Source organism: Francisella salina (assembly GCF_000219045.1).
Classification (GTDB): domain Bacteria; phylum Pseudomonadota; class Gammaproteobacteria; order Francisellales; family Francisellaceae; genus Francisella; species Francisella salimarina.
This window is the reverse complement of the sequence record NC_015696.1, coordinates 486108-505938: the sequence shown is the minus strand read 5'-3', so window position 1 is coordinate 505938 and position 19831 is coordinate 486108. Positions and strand designations below refer to the sequence as shown.

Below are 19831 nucleotides of genomic sequence, written 5' to 3'. Positions count from 1 at the left end.
CTAAATTATAGAATACTCATAATGATAAAGAAAGATATACGACTACTATTTTATATTAGATGGTTGGTTCTGAATTTGTTCTTTTATCGTTGCTGGCTTGAGCACCGGTTCACTTTTTTTGACACCTATATGTAGCTGACTACTGTTTAGATTTATAGGGAAACCATTATATCTACGCCATAACTCATAACCCAGACTAACATCATTAAGCAATACCCAACCATGTACTTTGGTACCTAACCTTAATACATCTGGCGATGGCCAATCTCTACTTCCGCTTTGCTTAACAAATATTTTAAACTGTCCTTGAGCATTATTTTGAGGAGAAATGAATATAACCTCTCCTTCAAAAGTACCTATAGCGACTTGTGGCCAACCACTAAACTGAACTGCTGGCCACCCCTCAAATTGTAGCATTACCTTATCACCAACTTTGACAAGAGGAACATCCATACTATTGATCCACAACTCAACTATTCTAGACTTACTCTCTGGCACAATTGTCGCTAGCACATCAGTATCTTTTACAATCACTCCACCCATACCATGGATACGATCCATTATTACCCCATCAGTAGGCGCTTTAACTAATCGACTTTGTTGACGAGCTATCTGGACCTTAACTTTTGCTAGATCGACATTAAGCTTTGATAATTCTTGTGTGTAATTAACCATCTCCATCTGAGCTTGCTCATATATCCTCTGAGTACTCGCTCCTTTATCTATTAGATACTTATGTCTTTCGATATTGTTTTGAGTATTTTTAATAGCCAGCTTAACAGATTTAACACCTAACTCTATCGCTGCTTTTTCTTCTTCTAAGCGTGAGACAACCTCAGGATCAAGATCTAGTACCTCAACAATAGGATCTCCTTTTTTAACAGCATCGCCCTCAAACACATACCACTTGCCCAACCTACCACCTATTGGCGCAGAAATATTTTGTTGACGTTCAGACGGTGATAAGGTTGTCACATCTCCATAACCATCAACAGTTTGCTGCCAAGGAATAATAGCCAAGATAACACCAACTGCTATAATACTTAATAAAACTAAAAATATAATCTTTTTAAAACTAGGATCTTTCCTAAGCATTTCAGATGATTTTAACTGCATAATAAGTCACCTACTGAATAGATATAATTAAGGTTGGTAACGCTATTTTACGAAGTATGTTCGTAATCGCCATATCACCGTTTCTATTTGTTAAACCATACGAATCAACCAATATCAACAGTTTAGGCTGCTTCAAAATAGCTCTTATCAAGTTCATTTTCAATACTACTAAGGTATTAAATTCTAGATTATATTTTATAGTCTGAGAATCAATTTCCATTTCAAAATATTTCTCGAGAAACTTCACATCAAAAGCATCAAGAAGTTCGCTTAGATAGCTCAGTCTCTCTTGAGAAAAGTCACTTTCGCAGAGATTATCTAATACTATACCGGCAATAATTTCAATACCGCTAGCTATATGAATTTTTTTAGCTACTTCTTTTTTACTATAGTTATTCAAACAAATACTATTAAGCTTTATCACTCCCAAAGAATCATCATCAAAGAATGAATCTAATATTTTTTGAGCACCACCTACTGACAAGCACAGTTGGTGAAAGTTATCTTTTTCATAATCAAGATAATATCTTTGATCGTCAGAGACACTGATATCAATCGATGAAATTGTATTAACTATACTAGCTTCTTTGTGTTGTATACTATCTTTTTGTCCTTCAGAAATCTCGAGTAGATCTAATATTTTACGTACAGCTACCATGAAGCCATAACAATCATAGAGATATTGACTAAATTTCAATAACCCCAGTAGAACTATATTTACCAATATTTCTGCAGCGATTAATTGACCAATAGATAGCTGACCGTTTATGATTAGGTAACTACCAATACCCAACAGCAATATATTTATGAAGATGTACGTTAAGCCTATATAGATATGCTGTCTAAGAACCACACCAAAAAAACTTGATCTAGCTTCGATATAGCCACATAACTTAGCATCTACTTTGTTTATAGAATTTTCTAAAGGACGCTGCTTGAATGACAGAAACTCAGCTGTCTTCTCTTCCAAAGAGTCAACTATACTATATATTTTGCTAGACTCTCTCACTCCCGCATTATAGCCTGCCCTCATAGGAACAAAAATGGATAATACAATACAGGTAATAAGCAAAATATCAAATACCAAAAATAGCGGATGATAAAATGCTAAAATAATCACACAAAAAAGAGTTTGCAGAAATATATCAAGAAGTATTATAAATATAACTGATACGGATTTTTGCAAGAACTTGAGTTCAAACGCTCTATTAATCTTTTCCCGAACATTTATCTCATCTAACTTGTTAAAATCAACTCTATAAATAGCTGTCATCACGCGTAAGACAACATCTACGAAGACTTTTCTTTGGATATCCTCAACAAGTTTTAACTGTAAAATTCTCACAAAAAAAGCTGCTGTTAGTAAAATAAATAAAATAGTAATAAGTGATATAACAGGTCTAATAGACAAACTGACACCAACAAGATTAACTAGTGTCTGAACTGATACAGGTATTGTCAGCGATAAAAAACCTAGTAATAAACTATATATTATGAGTATATAGACAGTATGCTTAGGAATTTTTAAAACCGTTTTAATTTGTTTATACAACATAATAAGCAGAGTACAACATCAAGGTGAATATATTACTTCAGTATAATATTGTTTTAAATAATGTCTATACTGGGATATTAATTTTATGTAATGATACTACTTGTATCTAACAAAGATATATTTATAGTTAAGAGACGATTAGAAAAGTGTTATAGATTATCCTTAACTTTTGATTGATCTTTCAAATACATTATCAATTTCTTTTAGATAAGTCTTTTTGATACCCTCGAAGTCCATTTCTGGAACATTTAGGATAATGTTGTGTTCATCTTGCATTACTTTCTGCAAGTTTTTAGAGAATGATTCTCCTTGTTTAAGATCAAAAGCAACCTGTTGAACAATCTTGTAGCAATCTTCACGCATAAATGGTGTGTTTGCTACTAGGAAGTGTAGATAGAAACTTGATAAGTATGCGCTTGTGCTTCTAACTCTATCCTCGATGATATCTTTTTGAACCACAAGGTTATCAATAGTGTTTTTCATTCTACGCAAAGCATAAACCATAATACCAAAGTTATCTGGTAAGTAAAAACGCTCAGCTGAAGAGTGAGAGATATCTCTTTCATGCCATAATACACAGTTCTCTAATGCAACAGATACATGCGATCTTAACATTCTTGCCATACCCGTTAGATTTTCTGTAGAGATAGGGTTCTTCTTATGTGGCATAGTTGAAGAGCCTTTTTGACCTTTAGAGAAACCCTCATACACTTCAAAAACATCACTTCTGTGTAAATGTCTAATCTCAACCGCCAATCTCTCAATAGCAGAAGCAATAAGCCCATGAATAGAAATTAATTTAGCGATTCTATCTCTTGGGATAACTTGAGTAGAAACTTCTTCAACTGGTAGACCTAAGATATCTGCAGCCTTTTTCTCATCTTCTGTAGTTAAAATACAGTAGTTACCTACCGCACCTGAGAACTGCACTGTCAAACCATCTTTTTGGAAGTCTTTAAGGTCTTTTAGTCTACGTTTAAACTCAACATAAGCACCTAAAAACTTCTGACCGAAGCTCATAGGCTCTGCAAACATACCATGACTTCTACCCATAGTAATGATTTCTTTTGTTTCTTGAGCCTTTGCTAATAACGAATCACACAATGCTTCTAGATCTCTAACAACGTAGTCCATAGACTCACGAATCTGCAAGCTAAGTGCTGAGTCAATAATATCTGAAGATGTAACACCAAAATGAAAAAACTTACCAGTCTCAGCAGTGAACTGCTCAGCAATAGAAGTACAAAAAGCTATAATATCATGCTTAGTAACTTTCTCGATCTCATCAACCCTGTCAGGTCTAATTTCTGCTTTAGCACGAATCTCTGCTGCAGTGCCCTTAGGCACCATTTTGTCTTCCAAAGCTTCAAGAATTGCTAACTCAACCTCAAGCATTTTTGCGTACTTATTTTCATCTGCCCAAATCTTTGAGATTTCTGCTACATCATACCTTTTTATCATTTTACTACCCTATTTGACAAACATGTATAAGCACTCTGATCAGCTCGGACTCAAAACTAAATACTAAAACTCAGAAGACACTGTATACAATGATTTACTTGATTGAACATAAATATATCTTAATTTTCTCAAATAGAACTATATTGTCAACATTTTTATAAATATTACTCTTCGACGATTTTACTAATTTTTTTCAACTCATTTGCTATAATATTATCTTAAAGATTATGATTAAAAATACCTATTGTATTCAATATACAAATCAAAATGGATTGCCTAGCAAAAGGAGATAGCATGAAAAAGCTTATATTATCATCAGTCGCAATTATGACTCTAGCATCTACAGGCTATAGCTCAGAGCTAAAAGGTAGTGACTACATTTCAACGGATGTTGGTACAACATATAATTTCCAACGTATTGAAGCCAATGATGAAGATAATTTTCTAGTTCAAACAAAAATAGAAAGCTGTAACAATGATAAAACATCATGCAAATATGTCAGCGAAATTAAAGATCCTTCTGAAAAAGAAATAACTCAATCAAAATATGAGTATAGTTATACCGTAAAAAACAATGGTGATGTCTATATTCAGCATCCTAATACTGACAAAGAAACTCTGCTTTTACCAGCCAATATAAAGTTCAACAAGCTTAGAAAAGAAAATATAACTATAGGCAATAGCCAGTTCTCAAATACTTATGAATTTAAAAAAGAAATTCCTAAACTGACTGTTAACGGTAAAGACTATGAGAACTGTATAGAACTAGAAGCCAACTCAGTTGTCACATACAAAAAACAAGTCGAAAAAACTCAAAGCTTAGAAACCTATTGTAAAGGAGTTGGGCTTGTCAAAGAAAACTTGAAAGAAACTCTTAACTCAGAGGCTCCTATAATCTATAAGAATGTTCTTATGTCTATCACAAAATAAAACTTATGAAAAAAGTAACCTTTGCTTTAATTTCAATAATATTATTATCCAGCTGTTCTACAACTATAATTAACGGTAGTGATTACATATCTATGCAACCAGATACTAAGTATCGCTACAAAAGAACTGCACTAAAAGCAAATAAGTCTATTTTTATTGATATCGATATAGAGTCTTGCAATAGTGGCGACTCAAAATGTAAATACTTTGTAACAGTAAAAAACAATAAAAACAAAATATTAGAGCAATATTACGAAACATATTATGTAAATTTCTTTGGTGATGTATATCTAACCGACAAAGTATATCCTAACAGCACTCGACTTTTACCAGCTAGAATTACTCTAAACCAAGAAATGCTTTTGAATAATGGTGATAGATATGGTGCTGTTCAAGAAAAACTACTTGCTCATAAGCTTATTCCTAAAATACAGGTGAATAATCATAAATATGAAAATTGTGTAAACATTCTGTTTGTATCAACAACCCCAACAGAGTCTGTTGACCTAAAATTAATAACTGATGAGATCACTTGCAAAGGTATTGGCTCAGTCCAAAAAGAAATGCAAATGTCATATAGACCTAAACATCCTAACACTAGTGCAGAAGAGATAAATGATAGCGTGATGAAGTTCGCAGCTACCAAAAGCATCGGTAAAGATATGGCACCTGTAGGTTTTCTTAGACCTTTTGGACAAAAAAATGTAAAAACTGATAGTGAAGGGTTTATTCTTATAGATACATACTTAGATATATTAGAATCTGTCACTCACAATTAGATTATCTATATACCGACTATATTTTGGATACTAAGCTAGCTACTAACAGCTCTCTTTTTCAGATAGTTGTATAAACTCCAACAACTAATAGCAACCCATGAAGTCTCAATAATAAATGACGGTAGGTTCCAGTAATACATCAGTGAGAATAGTACTCCTAGAGAGCCTATTATATTTAAAAGTAAGTAACTTAAATCACTAGATTTGACACGATTTGTTTGTAATAGGAAGAAGGCGATTATCACGAGAATATCTCCACCAACTCCTAGAGTGTTCGCTAACACACTATCTCCTTATTTTTTAGCTTAAAAGTTAATAATTCAAATGAATATCCAAACAAATTACTAACTAACGCTTAGATATTTTTAAAAAAGATACTAGAATAGCCCCAACATTACAACATTATCGCAAATAAATATAATTAGTAACCAAACTCTATAGTATATGAGCGAGAAAAAGCCTGTTTAGGCTCTATCTCAACATTACCTATACGATACTCAATATCAACATCCATACCTAATGTATCACTTCTACCACACCATGGTTCAATACATACGTACGGTGCATTAGCCTTAGGTTTTGACCATAAACCAAGATATTCAAAGCCATCAAAAGTCACTTCAATATAACGATTTGAACCTTTCTCAGCCAATCTGACTCGTTTATCTGTGAAACCACTATACACAAGAGCGTCATTATCAAAAGTATGATTATCTAGTTCAATTTTAGATAGTTTGAAATGCTTGGTTTCACCAGTATAAAATGCTTCTGGTGTAATAGGATGAAAATCTAATTTTTGCTCAGAGAATGTAATCTCATAATCACTAAATTTATGTTTGTTATCAAAAGGACAAGCAAATGCTGGATGAGCTCCAAAGCCACATGATGCAACACTATCCTCTAGGTTTATAATATTATACTCTGTGAGAAGTTTATTAGCTTCAAGAGTGTATGTGACTTCAAATCTTAGTCTAAATGGATAGTCCTCTTTGGTAGTCTCCATAGCTAAGACAACACTATTTTCACTATGTAAAACAATATCAAATACAGTATGACGAGCAAGACCATGATTTCCCATAGGATATTCTCTACCTTGGTATTTGATCTTATTACCATGAGATTTCCCAACTACTGGAAATAGTACTGGTGATACTCCAGCCCAAACTCGTCCATCGCCAGACCACATATATTGATGATCTGTCTCGATATTTACGACAGCTCTGACTTCTGCCCCTAGCTCACTAATCTCTACTAATAAATTATCATTTTTGATTTTAATCATAAGAATTCCCCTTCGCTGTTAGTGAAGAGGTGTAATTGTGTCAGGTTTGATTTCACTAAAAGTAGCATACTTGACAATACCCTCTTCAGGGTTAACATAAATACCGTCAGTAAAAACGAGTAGTTCAAAACTATGAATTATTAAAATACTCTATTAGTATTTTAGCACAATATAAATGAATAGATTAAGCAACAAATGCTAATTTTAGCTACTGTAATTCCCCTTCACTTATGAAGGGGTGGCAGTCGCAGACTGACGAGGGTAGTTTAGCCAACCCACTTCCTAGCATTTCTAAACATTCTCATCCATACAGAATACTCATCATATTCCGCTGAGATATGCGAATTTGTAATCGCTCTATAGACACGCTCTGGATGTGGCATCATTGCAAGTACACGACCATCTAGTGCTGTCACAGCTGTTAGACCATTTACTGCACCATTTGGATTGTATGGATACATTTCTGTTGCTTGACCTTGCCCATCGATATATTTAAGAGCTACTTGCGAACTTGCTAACATAGCTTGTTGCTGACTATCATTTTCAAATAATGGACGACCCTCACCATGAGCTACCGCAATTGGTGCTTTTGTGCCTGCCATATCAGCAAACCAAATAGAGTCAGACTCTTGAATCTCAACCATAGAAGCTCTAGCCTCAAACTGCTCTGATTTATTCTTAATAAATATCGGCCAGTTTTCCGCACCTTTGATTAGTGATTTAAGCTGTGCCAGCATTTGACAACCATTACACACACCTAGTGCTAGAGTATCATCACGACTGAAGAATTTGCTAAACTCATCTCTTAGCTTCTCCGTAAATAGGATATTCTTCGCCCAGCCGCCACCAGCACCTAAGACATCACCATACGAGAAACCACCACAAGCTACTAATACTTTGAAATCTGCCAAAGTTACACGCCCAGTATGCAAATCTGACATGTGGACATCATGAGCCTCAAAACCAGCTGTAGTAAATGCTGCTGCCATCTCAACTTGACCGTTGACTCCCTGCTCTCTTAGGATTGCAACTTTTGGTTTCTCAACATTGACAAACTTAGCTGTAATATCCTCTTCAAGATCAAATGTCGCCTCAACATGGATACCTTTATCATTAGTATTTAAAATACTATCAAACTCCTGTTTAGCACATTCGCTATTATCACGGATTGATTGGATTTGATAAGAAGTCTCAGCCCACCATCTTTGTAAGTTTACACGCGTATTTGAGTATACTTTCTCACCATTTGCAAAGGTGTTTAACTCATCACTAGAGTTTAGTTTAGCTATTGCACACAAGTGAATTTGAGTATCGTCAAACATTTCTTCAACTAGTACTACATCACTATTTTTAACTTGTATAACAGCGCCAACTTCTTCTGCGAAAAGTTTTGCTAATATGTCTTGAGTTTGTAGCCTAATATCTAAACCTTTACGCCCAGCAAATGACATTTCTGCTAGAGTTGCAAATACACCACCATCAGATACATCATGATATGCTAAGATTTTATTTTCAGCTTTTAGCTTTGTGATATTTTCAAATAGCACTTTCAACTTACTTGCTTCAACATCTGGTACAACATTGCCAACTTGGTTATAAGCTTGGGCTAAACATGAAGCTCCAAGTCTACCGGCACCATTTGATAGATCAATGTGCAAAAGAGTTGTATCATTATCATCAATTAAAACTGGTGTAAGAGTCTTACGCGCATTTGTCACGGGCGAGAAACCTGAGATCACTAACGATAAAGGCGATGTAACAGATTTGGCTTGACCATTATCTGACCACTTAGTCTTCATTGACATTGAGTCTTTACCAACAGGTATAGCAATACCTAACTCTGGTGCAAACTCCATACCAACAGCTTTTACAGTCTCATATAACTTTTGGTTTTCATCGCCCTGATTTGCAGCAACCATCCAATTTGCAGATAGGCGAATGTCACTTAGCTTTTCGATATCCGCAGCTAATAAGTTTGTTACAGTCTCAGCAATTGCCAATCTACCAGAAGCAGCCGCATTGATACTAGCAACAGGAGTTCTTTCACCCATTGCCATAGCTTCACCTGCTTGGCTATCTACAGTAGCAGTTGTCACAGCACAGTCAGCCACAGGTACTTGCCATGGACCAACCATCTGATCACGAGCAACCATACCTGTTATACTTCTATCTCCAATTGTGATTAAGAAAGATTTAGAAGCTACAGCCGGTACTTTTAGCACTCTTTCAATCGCATCATCAAGCTTGATAGAACTTGTATCAAAAGCATCTTGTTCTACTTTGACAGTTTTAACATCAATATGCATTTGAGGAGTATTACCAAATAATAACCCCATTGGTAAATCAACCGGCTTATTATCAAAGTACTCATCATTTAACGTAATATGCTTCTCAGAAATTGCCTCACCAACCACTGCAAATGGACATCTTTCTCTGTTACAAAGCTGTTCAAAAAGCTCTAGCGATTCAGGATCAACCGATAATACATATCTTTCTTGTGACTCATTTGACCATATCTCTAATGGAGAAAGTCCTTCTTCGCCGACATTTACTTTTCTAAGCTCAAAATGACCACCAACATTACCATCTTTAACAAGCTCAGGGAATGCATTAGAAATACCACCAGCACCAACATCATGGATAAATGTAATTGGATTATGCTCACCCATTTGCCAACATCTATCGATAACCTCTTGGCAACGGCGCTCCATCTCAGCATTGTCTCGTTGAACAGAAGCAAAATCTAGCTCTGAGTTAGTATCAGAAGACACAACAGAAGATGCAGCACCACCGCCAAGACCAATACGCATAGCAGGCCCTCCAAGACAGATTAGCTTAGCACCGACATCAATATCGCCTTTCTCAACATGCATTCTCTTGATATTACCCATACCACCGGCAATCATAATCGGCTTATGATAACCAAACATCTCTTTACCAGCAGAAGTATTTACCTCTTGCTCAAAGGTACGGAAATAACCGTTTATATTAGGTCGGCCAAACTCATTTGAGTAATGAGCTCCACCAATAGGTGCCTCTAGCATGATTTGTAAAGGTGTTACAATATGATAAGGTTTACCGTACTTAGTAGACTCCCAAGCTTGTTCAAAACCTGGGATATTAAGATTTGAAACTGTAAAACCAGTCAAACCAGCTTTTGGTTTAGCTCCTAAACCAGTCGCTCCCTCATCACGAATCTCACCACCAATACCAGTCGCCGAACCACTAAATGGTGCAATTGCTGTAGGGTGGTTATGAGTCTCAACCTTCATCAAGATATCGACTTCTTCTTGATTGAAGTTATAAACACCTGTTTGAGTATTTGAGTAAAATCTCTGAGCCGTTGTACCCTCTATCACAGCAGCATTATCTTTATATGCTGAAAGCACACCTTTAGGAGATCTCTCAGTAGTGTTACGAATCATCTTAAACAATGATTTGTCTTGCTCTTGATTATCAATAGTCCACTTAGCATTAAAAATCTTATGTCTACAATGCTCCGAGTTCGCTTGAGCAAACATATATAGCTCAGTATCTGTAGGATTTCTATTAAGCTTTGTATATTCATCTGCTAGATAGTCAATCTCTTGCTCACTTAGAGCTAAACCAAGTTTCTTATCGGCATCTTTGATAGCTTGAATACCATTCTCTAAGACATTGACATACTCAAGTTCTTTTGGAGCTGTAACACCAAATAATCTATGTAAGTCATCTCTACAGCTAAAGACTTCCTCAACCATACGATCATGTACTAAATTTTCTATAGCTCTTAGCTCACTATCAGAAACCTGTCCCTCAACACCAAATAAAACTGCTCTTTCTACTCTCTTGACGGTACTGATACCCGTATTACGGATAATATCTGTCGCCTTTGATGACCAAGGAGAGATCGTGCCTGCTCTTGGAGCCGTAATAAAAGTATGACCCTTAGGCTCTGTCGAACCATACTCTATATTGTAGTTAAGTAAAGATTTAATTATTTTTTCTTGCTCACCACTTAACTCTGACTCAAGTTCTACTACATGGATATATTGAGTAGATACAGACTCAACTTTATTAGATATCTTTTTAGCATCTGCTAAAATTTTCTCTCTTTTAAACGGGGATAATGCACTTAATCCTTCAAAAAACCTAATCATTAGCTATCAAACCCTTTATATTTCTTTTCCAATTCTTTTAACTCTTTTCTATGTCTTTCTAGCTCATCCAAATATGCTTCATCGACATCACCTGTAATATAGTTACCAGAGAAAACACTATCTTCAAACTCTGTAATATCAGGATTTTGCTTTTGAACAATCTCTTTAAGATCAGTCAATGGCAAGTATATAAGGCCATCAACACCAATCCACTGGCGAATTTCCTCTAATGACTTACCATGAGCAACTAAATCTGACTTAACAGGCATATCAATACCATAGACATTTGGATAACAAACAGCTGGTGATACAGAAGCAAGATATACAGATTTTGCGCCTAAATCTCTAACCATTTCAATAATTCGCTTAGATGTTGTACCTCTAACTATTGAGTCATCAACCAGCAAAACATTCTTATCCTTAAATTCTGCTGGTATTGGATTTAACTTTCTTCTAACGAAGTTCTTTCTATCAACATTTTCAGGCATGATAAAAGTTCTACCAACATAACGGTTTTTGACAAACCCCTCACGGTACTCAACACCTAATGCAGTTGCAATCTCCTGAGCAGATGCTCTACCTGTCTCCGGTACCGGGATTACAATATCAATCTCTTTATCTTTCCAAGTTTCTTTGATTCTTTGGCTTAAAACTTTACCAGCATCAACTCTAGCTTGATATACGCTTACGCCATTCATAACACTATCAGGACGTGCAAAGTATACATATTCAAATAAGCACGGTGCTAAAACTGGATTTTTTGCACATATTCTAGAATGGACCTGCCTATCTTCTGTGATAATTATCACCTCTCCTGGCTCAACATCTCTTAGTATCTTAAACCCTGATATATCCAAAGAAACGCTTTCACTAGCGACCATATAAGCTTTCTCGCCATTGTCATATTCCTTAACACCTAGTATCAAAGGACGTATCCCATACGGATCCCTAAAAGCGACTAAGCCAAAATTCGCTATCATCGCAGTACAAGCATAACCACCCTTAGCATGCTCAAAAACAAACTCACATGCTTTATATACAGCTTCTGTCGTTGGACAACCTTTGGACTTATTCATACCACATGCAAAAAAATTCAGAAGCAATTCCGAATCGGAAGTTGTGTTTAGATGGCGTCTTTCGATATCATGTAACATCTGCGCAAGCTCATCAACATTCGTAAGATTTCCGTTATGTGCAAAAACTATACCATGAGGATTATTGACATAAAAAGGCTGACTATCTGCAGCTCCTAAGCTACCAGCTGTAGGATATCTCACATGTCCTATACCCATTTTACCTTTTGATTTTTCTAACTTCTCATCTGTAAATACATCACTTACAAGTCCTGTATTTTTGCGCATGAAAAAATGACCATCATCCATTGTTGCGATACCGGCAGCATCTTGCCCTCTATGCTGCAAAAGACTTAAACCATAAAATAATGCATAGCTAACCTGATTTGGTCCAGCGACTCCTATAACTCCACACATAAAACTACCAACTACTCTTAATACAATTTACTTTCATTAACAAACATATTATAGCAATATTTATCATGATAAATTAATCAAAATCTTCTAATACTACTAATGCGAAAAACTAGATCTTTCAATATCTTTAGATTTATTCTCTAAAGAATCAACAACATCTTTTAAGTCGCGAATCATTAACTCTGCCAAATCAAAGCTAAAACCTCTTCTAACTAGCACTCTCATAACAACCAAATTCTCTCTATGCTTTGGCATCGAATATGCGGCTATTTGCCAACCTTTGGCACGTATTTTTTCAGAGATATCAAACAAATCATAACTTTTGCTAGCTTTAAGTGACCAACTCACGGCTGGTATACCACCTTTACCAGCATGAATAATATCAAAGATACCCATATTTTTGATTTCTTTAGAGATATACTTTGCAACATCATAACTAAGCTTATGAATATTCTTATAACCTTCGAACCCAAGTTTGACAAAATTATAGTACTGAGCAACTATTTGTCCTCCAGGACGAGAGAAATTTAGAGCAAATGTTGGCATATCTCCACCAAGATAATTAACATTGAAAATCAAATCTTGAGGTAAATATTTCTTATCGGCCCAAACAACCCAACCTACCCCTAGAGGAGATAGTCCAAACTTATGTCCTGATGAGTTGATTGACTTGACTCTTGGTAACCTGAAATCCCATCTAAGCTTAGGCTCTATAAATGGTGCCAGAAACCCTCCTGAAGCAGCATCCACATGCACTGGAATGTCTATACCAGTTTCTTTCTCAAATTCATCTAGAGCTTCGCAAATAGTCTCAACAGGCTCATACTGACCTGTAAATGTAACCCCAAAAGTAGGCACAACACCTATAGTATTTTCATCACAATACTCAAGCGTCGTTTCTGGTGTCATTATTAGACTCTCCTTGGACATAGGGATTTCTCTAAGCTCGATATCCCAGTATCTAGCAAACTTATGCCAACATACTTGCACAGGTCCTGTAACAAGGTTAGGCTTTGAGTAATCTTTGCCTTGCGCCTTCATCTTATCTCGCCAGCGCCACTTCATTGCCATACCACCAAGCATAGCCGCTTCAGATGAGCCAGTAGTTGAACAACCGATAGCATTTTCTGCTGAAGAGTTCCATAAGTTTGTGGATAAAATCATCCACTTGAGTTTGACAAAATGTTGCCAAATTTTGCTTTGAGTTACCATCCAACATCAACTCATCTTTGATTTCTTGATATGCTTCAAAAGCATCATTTGATTTTTTTGGAATCTCAAACTTTGGTAATGATTCTTTATACAACTTATCTTTTGTGCTCTTTTTAGCATGCAACGCCATAACTATCCCCCTAATAATTCTTACTTATAAAATTAAAATCCTGTATTTCATATAAATCTATCTTTTGATTCTCAATATTTTGTGAGCAAATAGAAATTAATAACTCTTGATAGGTAAATGAAAAAAAATCCTCAGGATAGTTATTACTTACCCATTGAGTACTCTTCTTAGTAAATTTCGCATCAGAAAGCCCCCTAGCAATTCCAAGAGCATTTCTTTTCACCTGTGCTTCTTTGAGAGTCCATAATTTATAAAACTCGCTATAAACATCCTCACTATTTTCTATACTTTGATACTCCTGCTGAGTAAAATATCGCTCAGCTATCAAAAGAACATTTCTCTTTGCTGATACAATCTCAGCATCTATTCCAATCTCATTACAGGCAACAACCATTATCGCCTTGTTATAAGTATGACTTATATTAAAAAAAAATTTACTGCCATCAAGATATGGTTTACCATGCTTATATTCAAACTCTAGATTATCAATACCATAAAACCTTTCGAACACAAAGTAACGAATAAACTGTGAGAATATTTTTTGCTTATTAGTTAGCTTTTCTAAGTTGATATTTTTTTTAGAGGAAAGATAGTTTTTAAGAGTCTCAGCTTTATATTTTTCAAAGTCTAAAATAAAAGCTGAAATTTGAGACATTACAATAATTACTCCGTAGCAATCTGCGAGATTATATCTGTTTTACCAAGGATATTATTTATATATTCAACATCCTTATAGGTTAAACCACCTTGCAACTGTTTCAACCTAACATAATCCTCAACATAATTAAATATAGCATCAGCGAATGAAAGCTGCGCCTGTACAAGTATCGCCTGTCGGTTAAGCAAATCAACAATAGTCTGTGTACCAGCCTCAAAACCGTCTAATATGGCTTTTACAGAAGCAATACCAGCATATACTGATTTCCTGAAGGCATCTATTCTCACAGCATCTAAAACAACTGTTTGATATGCTTCAACAGTCCCTGCATAAACTTCTCTTTGTGTTTGAAGTAGTGCGTAATTAGCTGCTTGATTATTATAGCTTGCCTGTTTAAGCTTCGCATAATCAGAGCCACCTCTCAATAGGTTCCAATTAGCCTCACCACCAATATTAGCAACATCATATTTAGTAGGGATTTTTTCTATCTGCTGTTGATTTCCAGAAAGAGCATTTCTTGACATCAACATACCACCTGTTAGGTTAACCTTAGGAAAGAAATTACCCCACTCTATGCCAACACCTTCTTGAGCTGCTTGATATTCAAATCTCTTCTGTGCAATATCAAGATTGTACTTCTCTGCAGTATTCAGCCAATAGTTAATATCATCTGGTACAGGATTACCAAATTCAGTATCTTTTGAAATATACAGAATCGAACTAATACGTTTACCTATAAGTTTTGCCATTACTGCTTTTGCATTAATGAAGTTCCTCTGAGCACTAACTCTATCAGCCACGGCTTGACGATACTGAGCATCTGTGGTCTTGAAATCCGCATAAGATACCATACCAGAATTATATTGATACTTTTGTGTCAAATATAGCTTTTTGTTCCATGCTTCGTTCGCAAATTGGAACTGTAACGCCTGCTCTGCTCTTAGAAGCTCAAAATATGCTGTAACCGTGTCTGTAATAAGAGTTTGCTCTGCTTTTGCATAAATCATTGCATAAGATTTTTGCAAATATGTAGCCTGGGTATATGTCTTCCATTTACTCCAATCAAAAAGTACCTGTGAACCACTAAAATTAAGATTATTTGAAGTATCATTAACCCTACCACCAAACTGATTATATAGATCTCGTCTAAGGTTATAGTTAAAATCAATTTGTGGTAACAATGCACCCAAAGCAGCTGGTACTGTTTCAACATTAGCGGCAAAAGTTGATCTAGCGGCTTGGTAATCTGCATTATGTTCAGCAGCCAACTTATAAATATCAACTAAACTATAAAACTTATCTTCAGTATTACGAACCATTGCGACTTCATCAGCCTTTTTAAGATCATAAAACTTGTTATCTACCTTGATTTCATCAGCTTTCGCATATTGCTTTTCTACACTATAGGGATTTTGATTTATATTTGTACCAACAGGCCTTCCAGCATATTTATATTCTGGCACAGGAGTATCTTCGTTGGCAAATGCCGTAAACATCCAAAACAAACCAATAAAGCATAGAGTTAATTTCTTCATAATATTTTATCTATTATAAACATTAAAAAGAAAACTCTTTTGGTGCGTTTCTTTTACTGTTTTAGTTATAAGGTAAGCTTTGTCACACACATCAGTTCTTACAACAAAAACTAATCTACCACCAACCTCAAGAAGATCTAGCAGAGACTCATCCACCTCATTTTCTTCTACAACATTTGATATATATATACAATTATATTTCTTGGCATTCTTTATAATGTTTGTAAGATGCTCAGCGCTATTAAATTCGACATTATAAACATCTATTTTTGCTAAATTACGCCTTGCTGTAGCTAGTCTTTCTTCATCATAATCAACAAGTTCAACGCTATTGCATAGATTTGCTATCAACGCTACTGGATATCCAGTTTCTAAACCAAGTTTTAATATATTATCAGTTTTTTTCATAGCCAAAGCTTCTATTAGCCTAGCTGTAAACATAGGGCTTCTAAGCTCTCTATCATCTATCACAAGATTAGTATCACAGTATGCTAAAGATTGATACTCCTTGGGTAGAAAAATCTCTCTAGGGATATCCGCCATAATCTCTGCAACACCATCTAAAGAAAGACCTTCCGTGAGGACTTGTTGCTTTACCATATTCTCTCTAGCAAGCTCAAAATTCATCATTAACCCCTGTTTATTAAGAAGTAAATTTCATCTACTATTTAGAAAAAGTATATTATCATAATACTACGGTAAAGGGAACTTGCTAATTTTTGCCATTTAATATTCTTAAGATACTTGAAAGAGATTTCCAATAGTATCAATCTTTGCAGACTCTTTTGTATGATAAACATAATAACTATAAAGACTGACTAACGATAACTCTGTATCCATATTAACTAAATCTTTACCCTCTTGAGATCTAACGAGAAATGTTGGTAAAAAACCATAACCAACTCCTTGGATAATAGCATTATAAACACTTAAACAACAATCAAAGCTTATTACATTTGATAAACGAAATTTATCTCGATATTTACTTTCTAAAATTAACACCGACTCTCTAAAAACTGTCTCTAAACTACTGTAACGCTTTAATAATTTTTTTGAAACATACATTTCAAAATCAATTCTATTGTATAACTTGACATTATAACCTTTACTCTTAAGGTCATGAACCTCTTCATCGCTCATTACTGCCAATACAACATCTAAACCATTATTCTCAAGCTTCTCTATTAATCGAGTTTTTTTACAAACTTTTAAATCATATTCAAATATAGTTTCTTTATCTATACATCTATTTATTGCATCAAAGATACTTTTTTCAAATATTGGTAACAGACCTATTCTAATCTTTGACTTTCTATTCCTCAAAATTGGTAGCTCTAATCTATTAACTTGATCTATTTTTTCAAGTATAGGCTTGACTAAATCATAGAAACGCTCTCCCTCATTGTTCAAATTTAGACTATTATTTTTTCTCTTAAAGAGCTCTAAATCTATGATATCTTCTAAATTTTGAAGTTGTTTAGTCACCGCAGGTGGTGTGATAAAAAGCTGTTCTGCTGCTTTTCTTAAACTCTTATTTTCAACAACAGCTGCAAATACTCTGAGTTGATGTAACGTATACTGCATAGACAAAGTAATTTAAAAACCTAGTGTTAACCAAAAGTTAACATAATGCTAAAAATTATTCAATTTATATGTTTAAGAATCTAATTTAAACTCTCAACACAACATAAACCTAGAGGTATTTAAAATGACTAAAACCAACCTTGAAATAATTCAAAACTTTATTGAGTATCAGCAAAATGGCAACCTAGATGCTGCACTAAACCTAATTGATGATAATGCAGAATGGCATTCTGATAGTATCAATGGTGCCTGGAGTGGCTCACACCTTGGCAAACAAGCCATCATTGAACACTTCAAAAACATCAAAAGCATCAAAAAAGATGTTAGCCAGTTTAATAAAACATCTATAGATTTAATAGCTAGTAAAAATACAAATCTTGTTTACGAATATGGGAAACTAAAGGTTATGTTCTCACATAATAACCAAATCTTTGAAACTTACATTGTATCGATATATGAAGTAAAAAATCAGAAAATACTAAACTATAGAGTTCTTGAAGATTCTCACTCTCTGTACCAGATCTACAATAGCAAAGCTTAAAACTTAAAAGCCTCAAAATTTATAAATAGTGAACAATAAATTTTAATAGTAGCTAAGTCTAATATCAAAACTCTTTTCAGGAATCTCACATGAGCAAAAATATTAAAACTCTTATTTACACATTAGCTTTTTTATCAATCTTAACAGCTAATATTTATTTACCAGCAATGCCAATATTGCAGCACATTTTTTCGACAACAAAAGCAAGTATGAGTTTGACTATTAGCTTTTACATGCTAGGTCTCGCTATTGGTATTCCTATATATGGCGCATTATCTGATCACATCAAAACATCAAAGGTTCTAGCATTTGGTCTTATCTTGTATATTATTGCTAATCTTATAGCCATCTTATCACCTAATATTTCAACCTTCCTTATAGCTCGACTAACTCAAGGATTAAGTGCAGCAAGTGCATTGTGTCTATGGCAAGTTCTAGCATTTAGTTATTTCGAGAAGCATGCCGCACATATTATTGGTACAGGCTATATCCTCATTGGTTCAATGCCAGCTATAGCACCAGTATTTGGCGGTATAATTTTAACATTATCAACATGGTATGGGATTTTTATTTTTTTAATAGTAATAGCTGCAGTATTATTTTTAATAACTATAAAGCTACCTACCCCTCCGAAAAGTATCCATGATGTAAAAGAGCATAGCATTACTCAACAGCATATTATTTTAGCTGTACTAAATCAATACAGACACTTATTGAAAGATTTTAAATTTATCATCTTAACTTTAGCTAGTACTTCGATATATATATCTGTATATGTATACCTGTCTCAAGTTCCCTTCTTGTTGACAAAACTTCATTTTGCGACAGGGGAATTTAGTTTATTTTTTATTCCGATATCGATTGCATTTATATTAGGTGGAATAATTTCTAAACTCATGTTGAGAAAGGGAGTTAAATTTGAAAATAAAATTATACTTCCTATTTGTCTATTCATAACATCTTTGACTATTGTTTTAGTTACCAAAATAATCAACCTACCTCTCTCTGGGTGGCTATTAGCAATACCATTTTTCATTTTCACAATAGGCTCTGGGATCGGAGCTCCTAACATAAGTAGTGAAGCACTATCTTTACATCCTCATAGACGAGGAACAGCAGCATCAGCATTAGGATTATTGCAAAACCTAGCAGCATTTGCTTTTAGTGGTCTTGGAGCTTTTTTAACAAAGTATGGTTATGATGGACTAATAATATCTTATATTATATTAGCGGTCTTACCGACCTTTTGGATTATAATTTATAGGTTACTAATTTAGATATATCTAAATCTCCAAAATACCAGACTTTGACTGAATCCTACCATCTTATTTTTTTGTAAATTAGAATTAATTCAACAATTCTTTGTATCAAAATAAATCTTTATAGACAAAAAATAAAAAGTTAAAATATAGAGTTGAA

General features: G+C 34.6%; 15 protein-coding genes and 1 pseudogene. 4 read left to right on the top strand and 12 right to left on the bottom strand.

Translation table 11 applies throughout. The features are described 5' to 3' along the window. Positions 1-45 precede the first annotated feature (45 nt). From F7308_RS02550 to purB, 3 genes are all read right to left on the bottom strand, one after another. Complete coding sequence (locus F7308_RS02550) at positions 46-1116, bottom strand: HlyD family secretion protein (RefSeq protein ID WP_013922289.1); 1071 nt, start codon at positions 1114-1116, stop codon at positions 46-48. Positions 1117-1126: 10 nt separating this feature from the next. Beyond that, complete coding sequence (locus F7308_RS02545) at positions 1127-2671, bottom strand: ATP-binding cassette domain-containing protein (RefSeq protein ID WP_013922288.1); 1545 nt, start codon at positions 2669-2671, stop codon at positions 1127-1129. A gap of 162 nt (positions 2672-2833) precedes the next feature. Next, positions 2834-4132, bottom strand: coding sequence for an adenylosuccinate lyase (purB, locus tag F7308_RS02540; RefSeq protein ID WP_013922287.1), 1299 nt, complete (start codon positions 4130-4132; stop codon positions 2834-2836). A 294-nt stretch (positions 4133-4426) separates the two neighbouring features. Between purB and F7308_RS02535 the strand changes: the two genes are divergently transcribed. Further along, entirely contained in the window at positions 4427-5062 is a 636-nt protein-coding gene (locus tag F7308_RS02535; protein WP_013922286.1) for a hypothetical protein, read from the top strand. Positions 5063-5067: 5 nt separating this feature from the next. Continuing rightward, the gene (locus tag F7308_RS02530) at positions 5068-5841 is read left to right on the top strand and encodes a hypothetical protein (RefSeq protein ID WP_041263604.1); all 774 of its coding nucleotides are present in this window, start codon (positions 5068-5070) and stop codon (positions 5839-5841) included. 35 nt (positions 5842-5876) lie between these two features. Here F7308_RS02530 and F7308_RS02525 read toward each other — a convergent pair whose 3' ends face one another. The 9 genes and pseudogenes from F7308_RS02525 to F7308_RS02485 form a co-directional block, all read right to left on the bottom strand. After that, positions 5877-6125 (bottom strand): CBU_0592 family membrane protein, encoded by a 249-nt coding sequence (locus F7308_RS02525; RefSeq protein WP_013922284.1) that lies wholly within the window; start codon positions 6123-6125, stop codon positions 5877-5879. Between the two features lie 137 nt (positions 6126-6262). Further along, complete coding sequence (locus F7308_RS02520) at positions 6263-7123, bottom strand: aldose 1-epimerase family protein (protein WP_013922283.1); 861 nt, start codon at positions 7121-7123, stop codon at positions 6263-6265. Between the two features lie 266 nt (positions 7124-7389). Further along, positions 7390-11262: a phosphoribosylformylglycinamidine synthase gene (gene purL, locus F7308_RS02515; RefSeq protein WP_013922282.1), complete on the bottom strand. Its 3873-nt coding sequence runs from the start codon at positions 11260-11262 to the stop codon at positions 7390-7392. Next, entirely contained in the window at positions 11262-12752 is a 1491-nt protein-coding gene (gene purF / locus F7308_RS02510) for an amidophosphoribosyltransferase (RefSeq protein ID WP_013922281.1), read from the bottom strand. The genes purL and purF overlap by 1 nt, the downstream gene beginning before the upstream one ends. 96 nt (positions 12753-12848) lie before the next feature. Beyond that, a pseudogene (locus tag F7308_RS02505) lies at positions 12849-14094 on the bottom strand (glutamate decarboxylase). Positions 14095-14104: 10 nt separating this feature from the next. Then, positions 14105-14749 (bottom strand): 4'-phosphopantetheinyl transferase family protein, encoded by a 645-nt coding sequence (locus tag F7308_RS02500; RefSeq protein ID WP_013922279.1) that lies wholly within the window; start codon positions 14747-14749, stop codon positions 14105-14107. 8 nt (positions 14750-14757) lie between these two features. Continuing rightward, positions 14758-16287 carry a TolC family protein gene (locus F7308_RS02495; protein WP_013922278.1) on the bottom strand — a complete coding sequence of 510 codons (1530 nt, stop codon included), beginning with the start codon at positions 16285-16287 and terminating at the stop codon, positions 14758-14760. A gap of 6 nt (positions 16288-16293) precedes the next feature. After that, positions 16294-16914 carry a protein-L-isoaspartate O-methyltransferase family protein gene (locus F7308_RS02490; RefSeq protein ID WP_013922277.1) on the bottom strand — a complete coding sequence of 207 codons (621 nt, stop codon included), beginning with the start codon at positions 16912-16914 and terminating at the stop codon, positions 16294-16296. Between the two features lie 108 nt (positions 16915-17022). Next, a complete protein-coding gene (locus F7308_RS02485; RefSeq protein WP_041263602.1) occupies positions 17023-17871 on the bottom strand; it encodes a LysR family transcriptional regulator in 849 nt (282 codons plus the stop codon). Positions 17872-17995: 124 nt separating this feature from the next. Here F7308_RS02485 and F7308_RS02480 point away from each other — a divergent pair, with 124 nt between their 5' ends. Together F7308_RS02480 and F7308_RS02475 are read left to right on the top strand one after the other, a co-directional pair. Next, the gene (locus F7308_RS02480) at positions 17996-18412 is read left to right on the top strand and encodes a nuclear transport factor 2 family protein (protein ID WP_013922275.1); all 417 of its coding nucleotides are present in this window, start codon (positions 17996-17998) and stop codon (positions 18410-18412) included. Positions 18413-18501: 89 nt separating this feature from the next. Further along, a complete protein-coding gene (locus F7308_RS02475) occupies positions 18502-19689 on the top strand; it encodes an MFS transporter (RefSeq protein WP_013922274.1) in 1188 nt (395 codons plus the stop codon). Positions 19690-19831: the final 142 nt, after the last annotated feature.

What these genes read in the sequence shown, in the direction of transcription:
- F7308_RS02550 (WP_013922289.1), bottom strand. Translation starts at nt 1,116, where the DNA reads ATGCAGTTAAAATCATCTGAAATGCTTAGGAAAGATCCTAGTTTTAAA.
- F7308_RS02545 (WP_013922288.1), bottom strand. Translation starts at nt 2,671, where the DNA reads ATGTTGTATAAACAAATTAAAACGGTTTTAAAAATTCCTAAGCATACT.
- purB (WP_013922287.1), bottom strand. Translation starts at nt 4,132, where the DNA reads ATGATAAAAAGGTATGATGTAGCAGAAATCTCAAAGATTTGGGCAGAT.
- F7308_RS02535 (WP_013922286.1), top strand. Translation starts at nt 4,427, where the DNA reads ATGAAAAAGCTTATATTATCATCAGTCGCAATTATGACTCTAGCATCT.
- F7308_RS02530 (WP_041263604.1), top strand. Translation starts at nt 5,068, where the DNA reads ATGAAAAAAGTAACCTTTGCTTTAATTTCAATAATATTATTATCCAGC.
- F7308_RS02520 (WP_013922283.1), bottom strand. Translation starts at nt 7,123, where the DNA reads ATGATTAAAATCAAAAATGATAATTTATTAGTAGAGATTAGTGAGCTA.
- purL (WP_013922282.1), bottom strand. Translation starts at nt 11,262, where the DNA reads ATGATTAGGTTTTTTGAAGGATTAAGTGCATTATCCCCGTTTAAAAGA.
- purF (WP_013922281.1), bottom strand. Translation starts at nt 12,752, where the DNA reads ATGTGTGGAGTTATAGGAGTCGCTGGACCAAATCAGGTTAGCTATGCA.
- F7308_RS02500 (WP_013922279.1), bottom strand. Translation starts at nt 14,749, where the DNA reads ATGTCTCAAATTTCAGCTTTTATTTTAGACTTTGAAAAATATAAAGCT.
- F7308_RS02495 (WP_013922278.1), bottom strand. Translation starts at nt 16,287, where the DNA reads ATGAAGAAATTAACTCTATGCTTTATTGGTTTGTTTTGGATGTTTACG.
- F7308_RS02490 (WP_013922277.1), bottom strand. Translation starts at nt 16,914, where the DNA reads ATGAATTTTGAGCTTGCTAGAGAGAATATGGTAAAGCAACAAGTCCTC.
- F7308_RS02485 (WP_041263602.1), bottom strand. Translation starts at nt 17,871, where the DNA reads ATGCAGTATACGTTACATCAACTCAGAGTATTTGCAGCTGTTGTTGAA.
- F7308_RS02480 (WP_013922275.1), top strand. Translation starts at nt 17,996, where the DNA reads ATGACTAAAACCAACCTTGAAATAATTCAAAACTTTATTGAGTATCAG.
- F7308_RS02475 (WP_013922274.1), top strand. Translation starts at nt 18,502, where the DNA reads ATGAGCAAAAATATTAAAACTCTTATTTACACATTAGCTTTTTTATCA.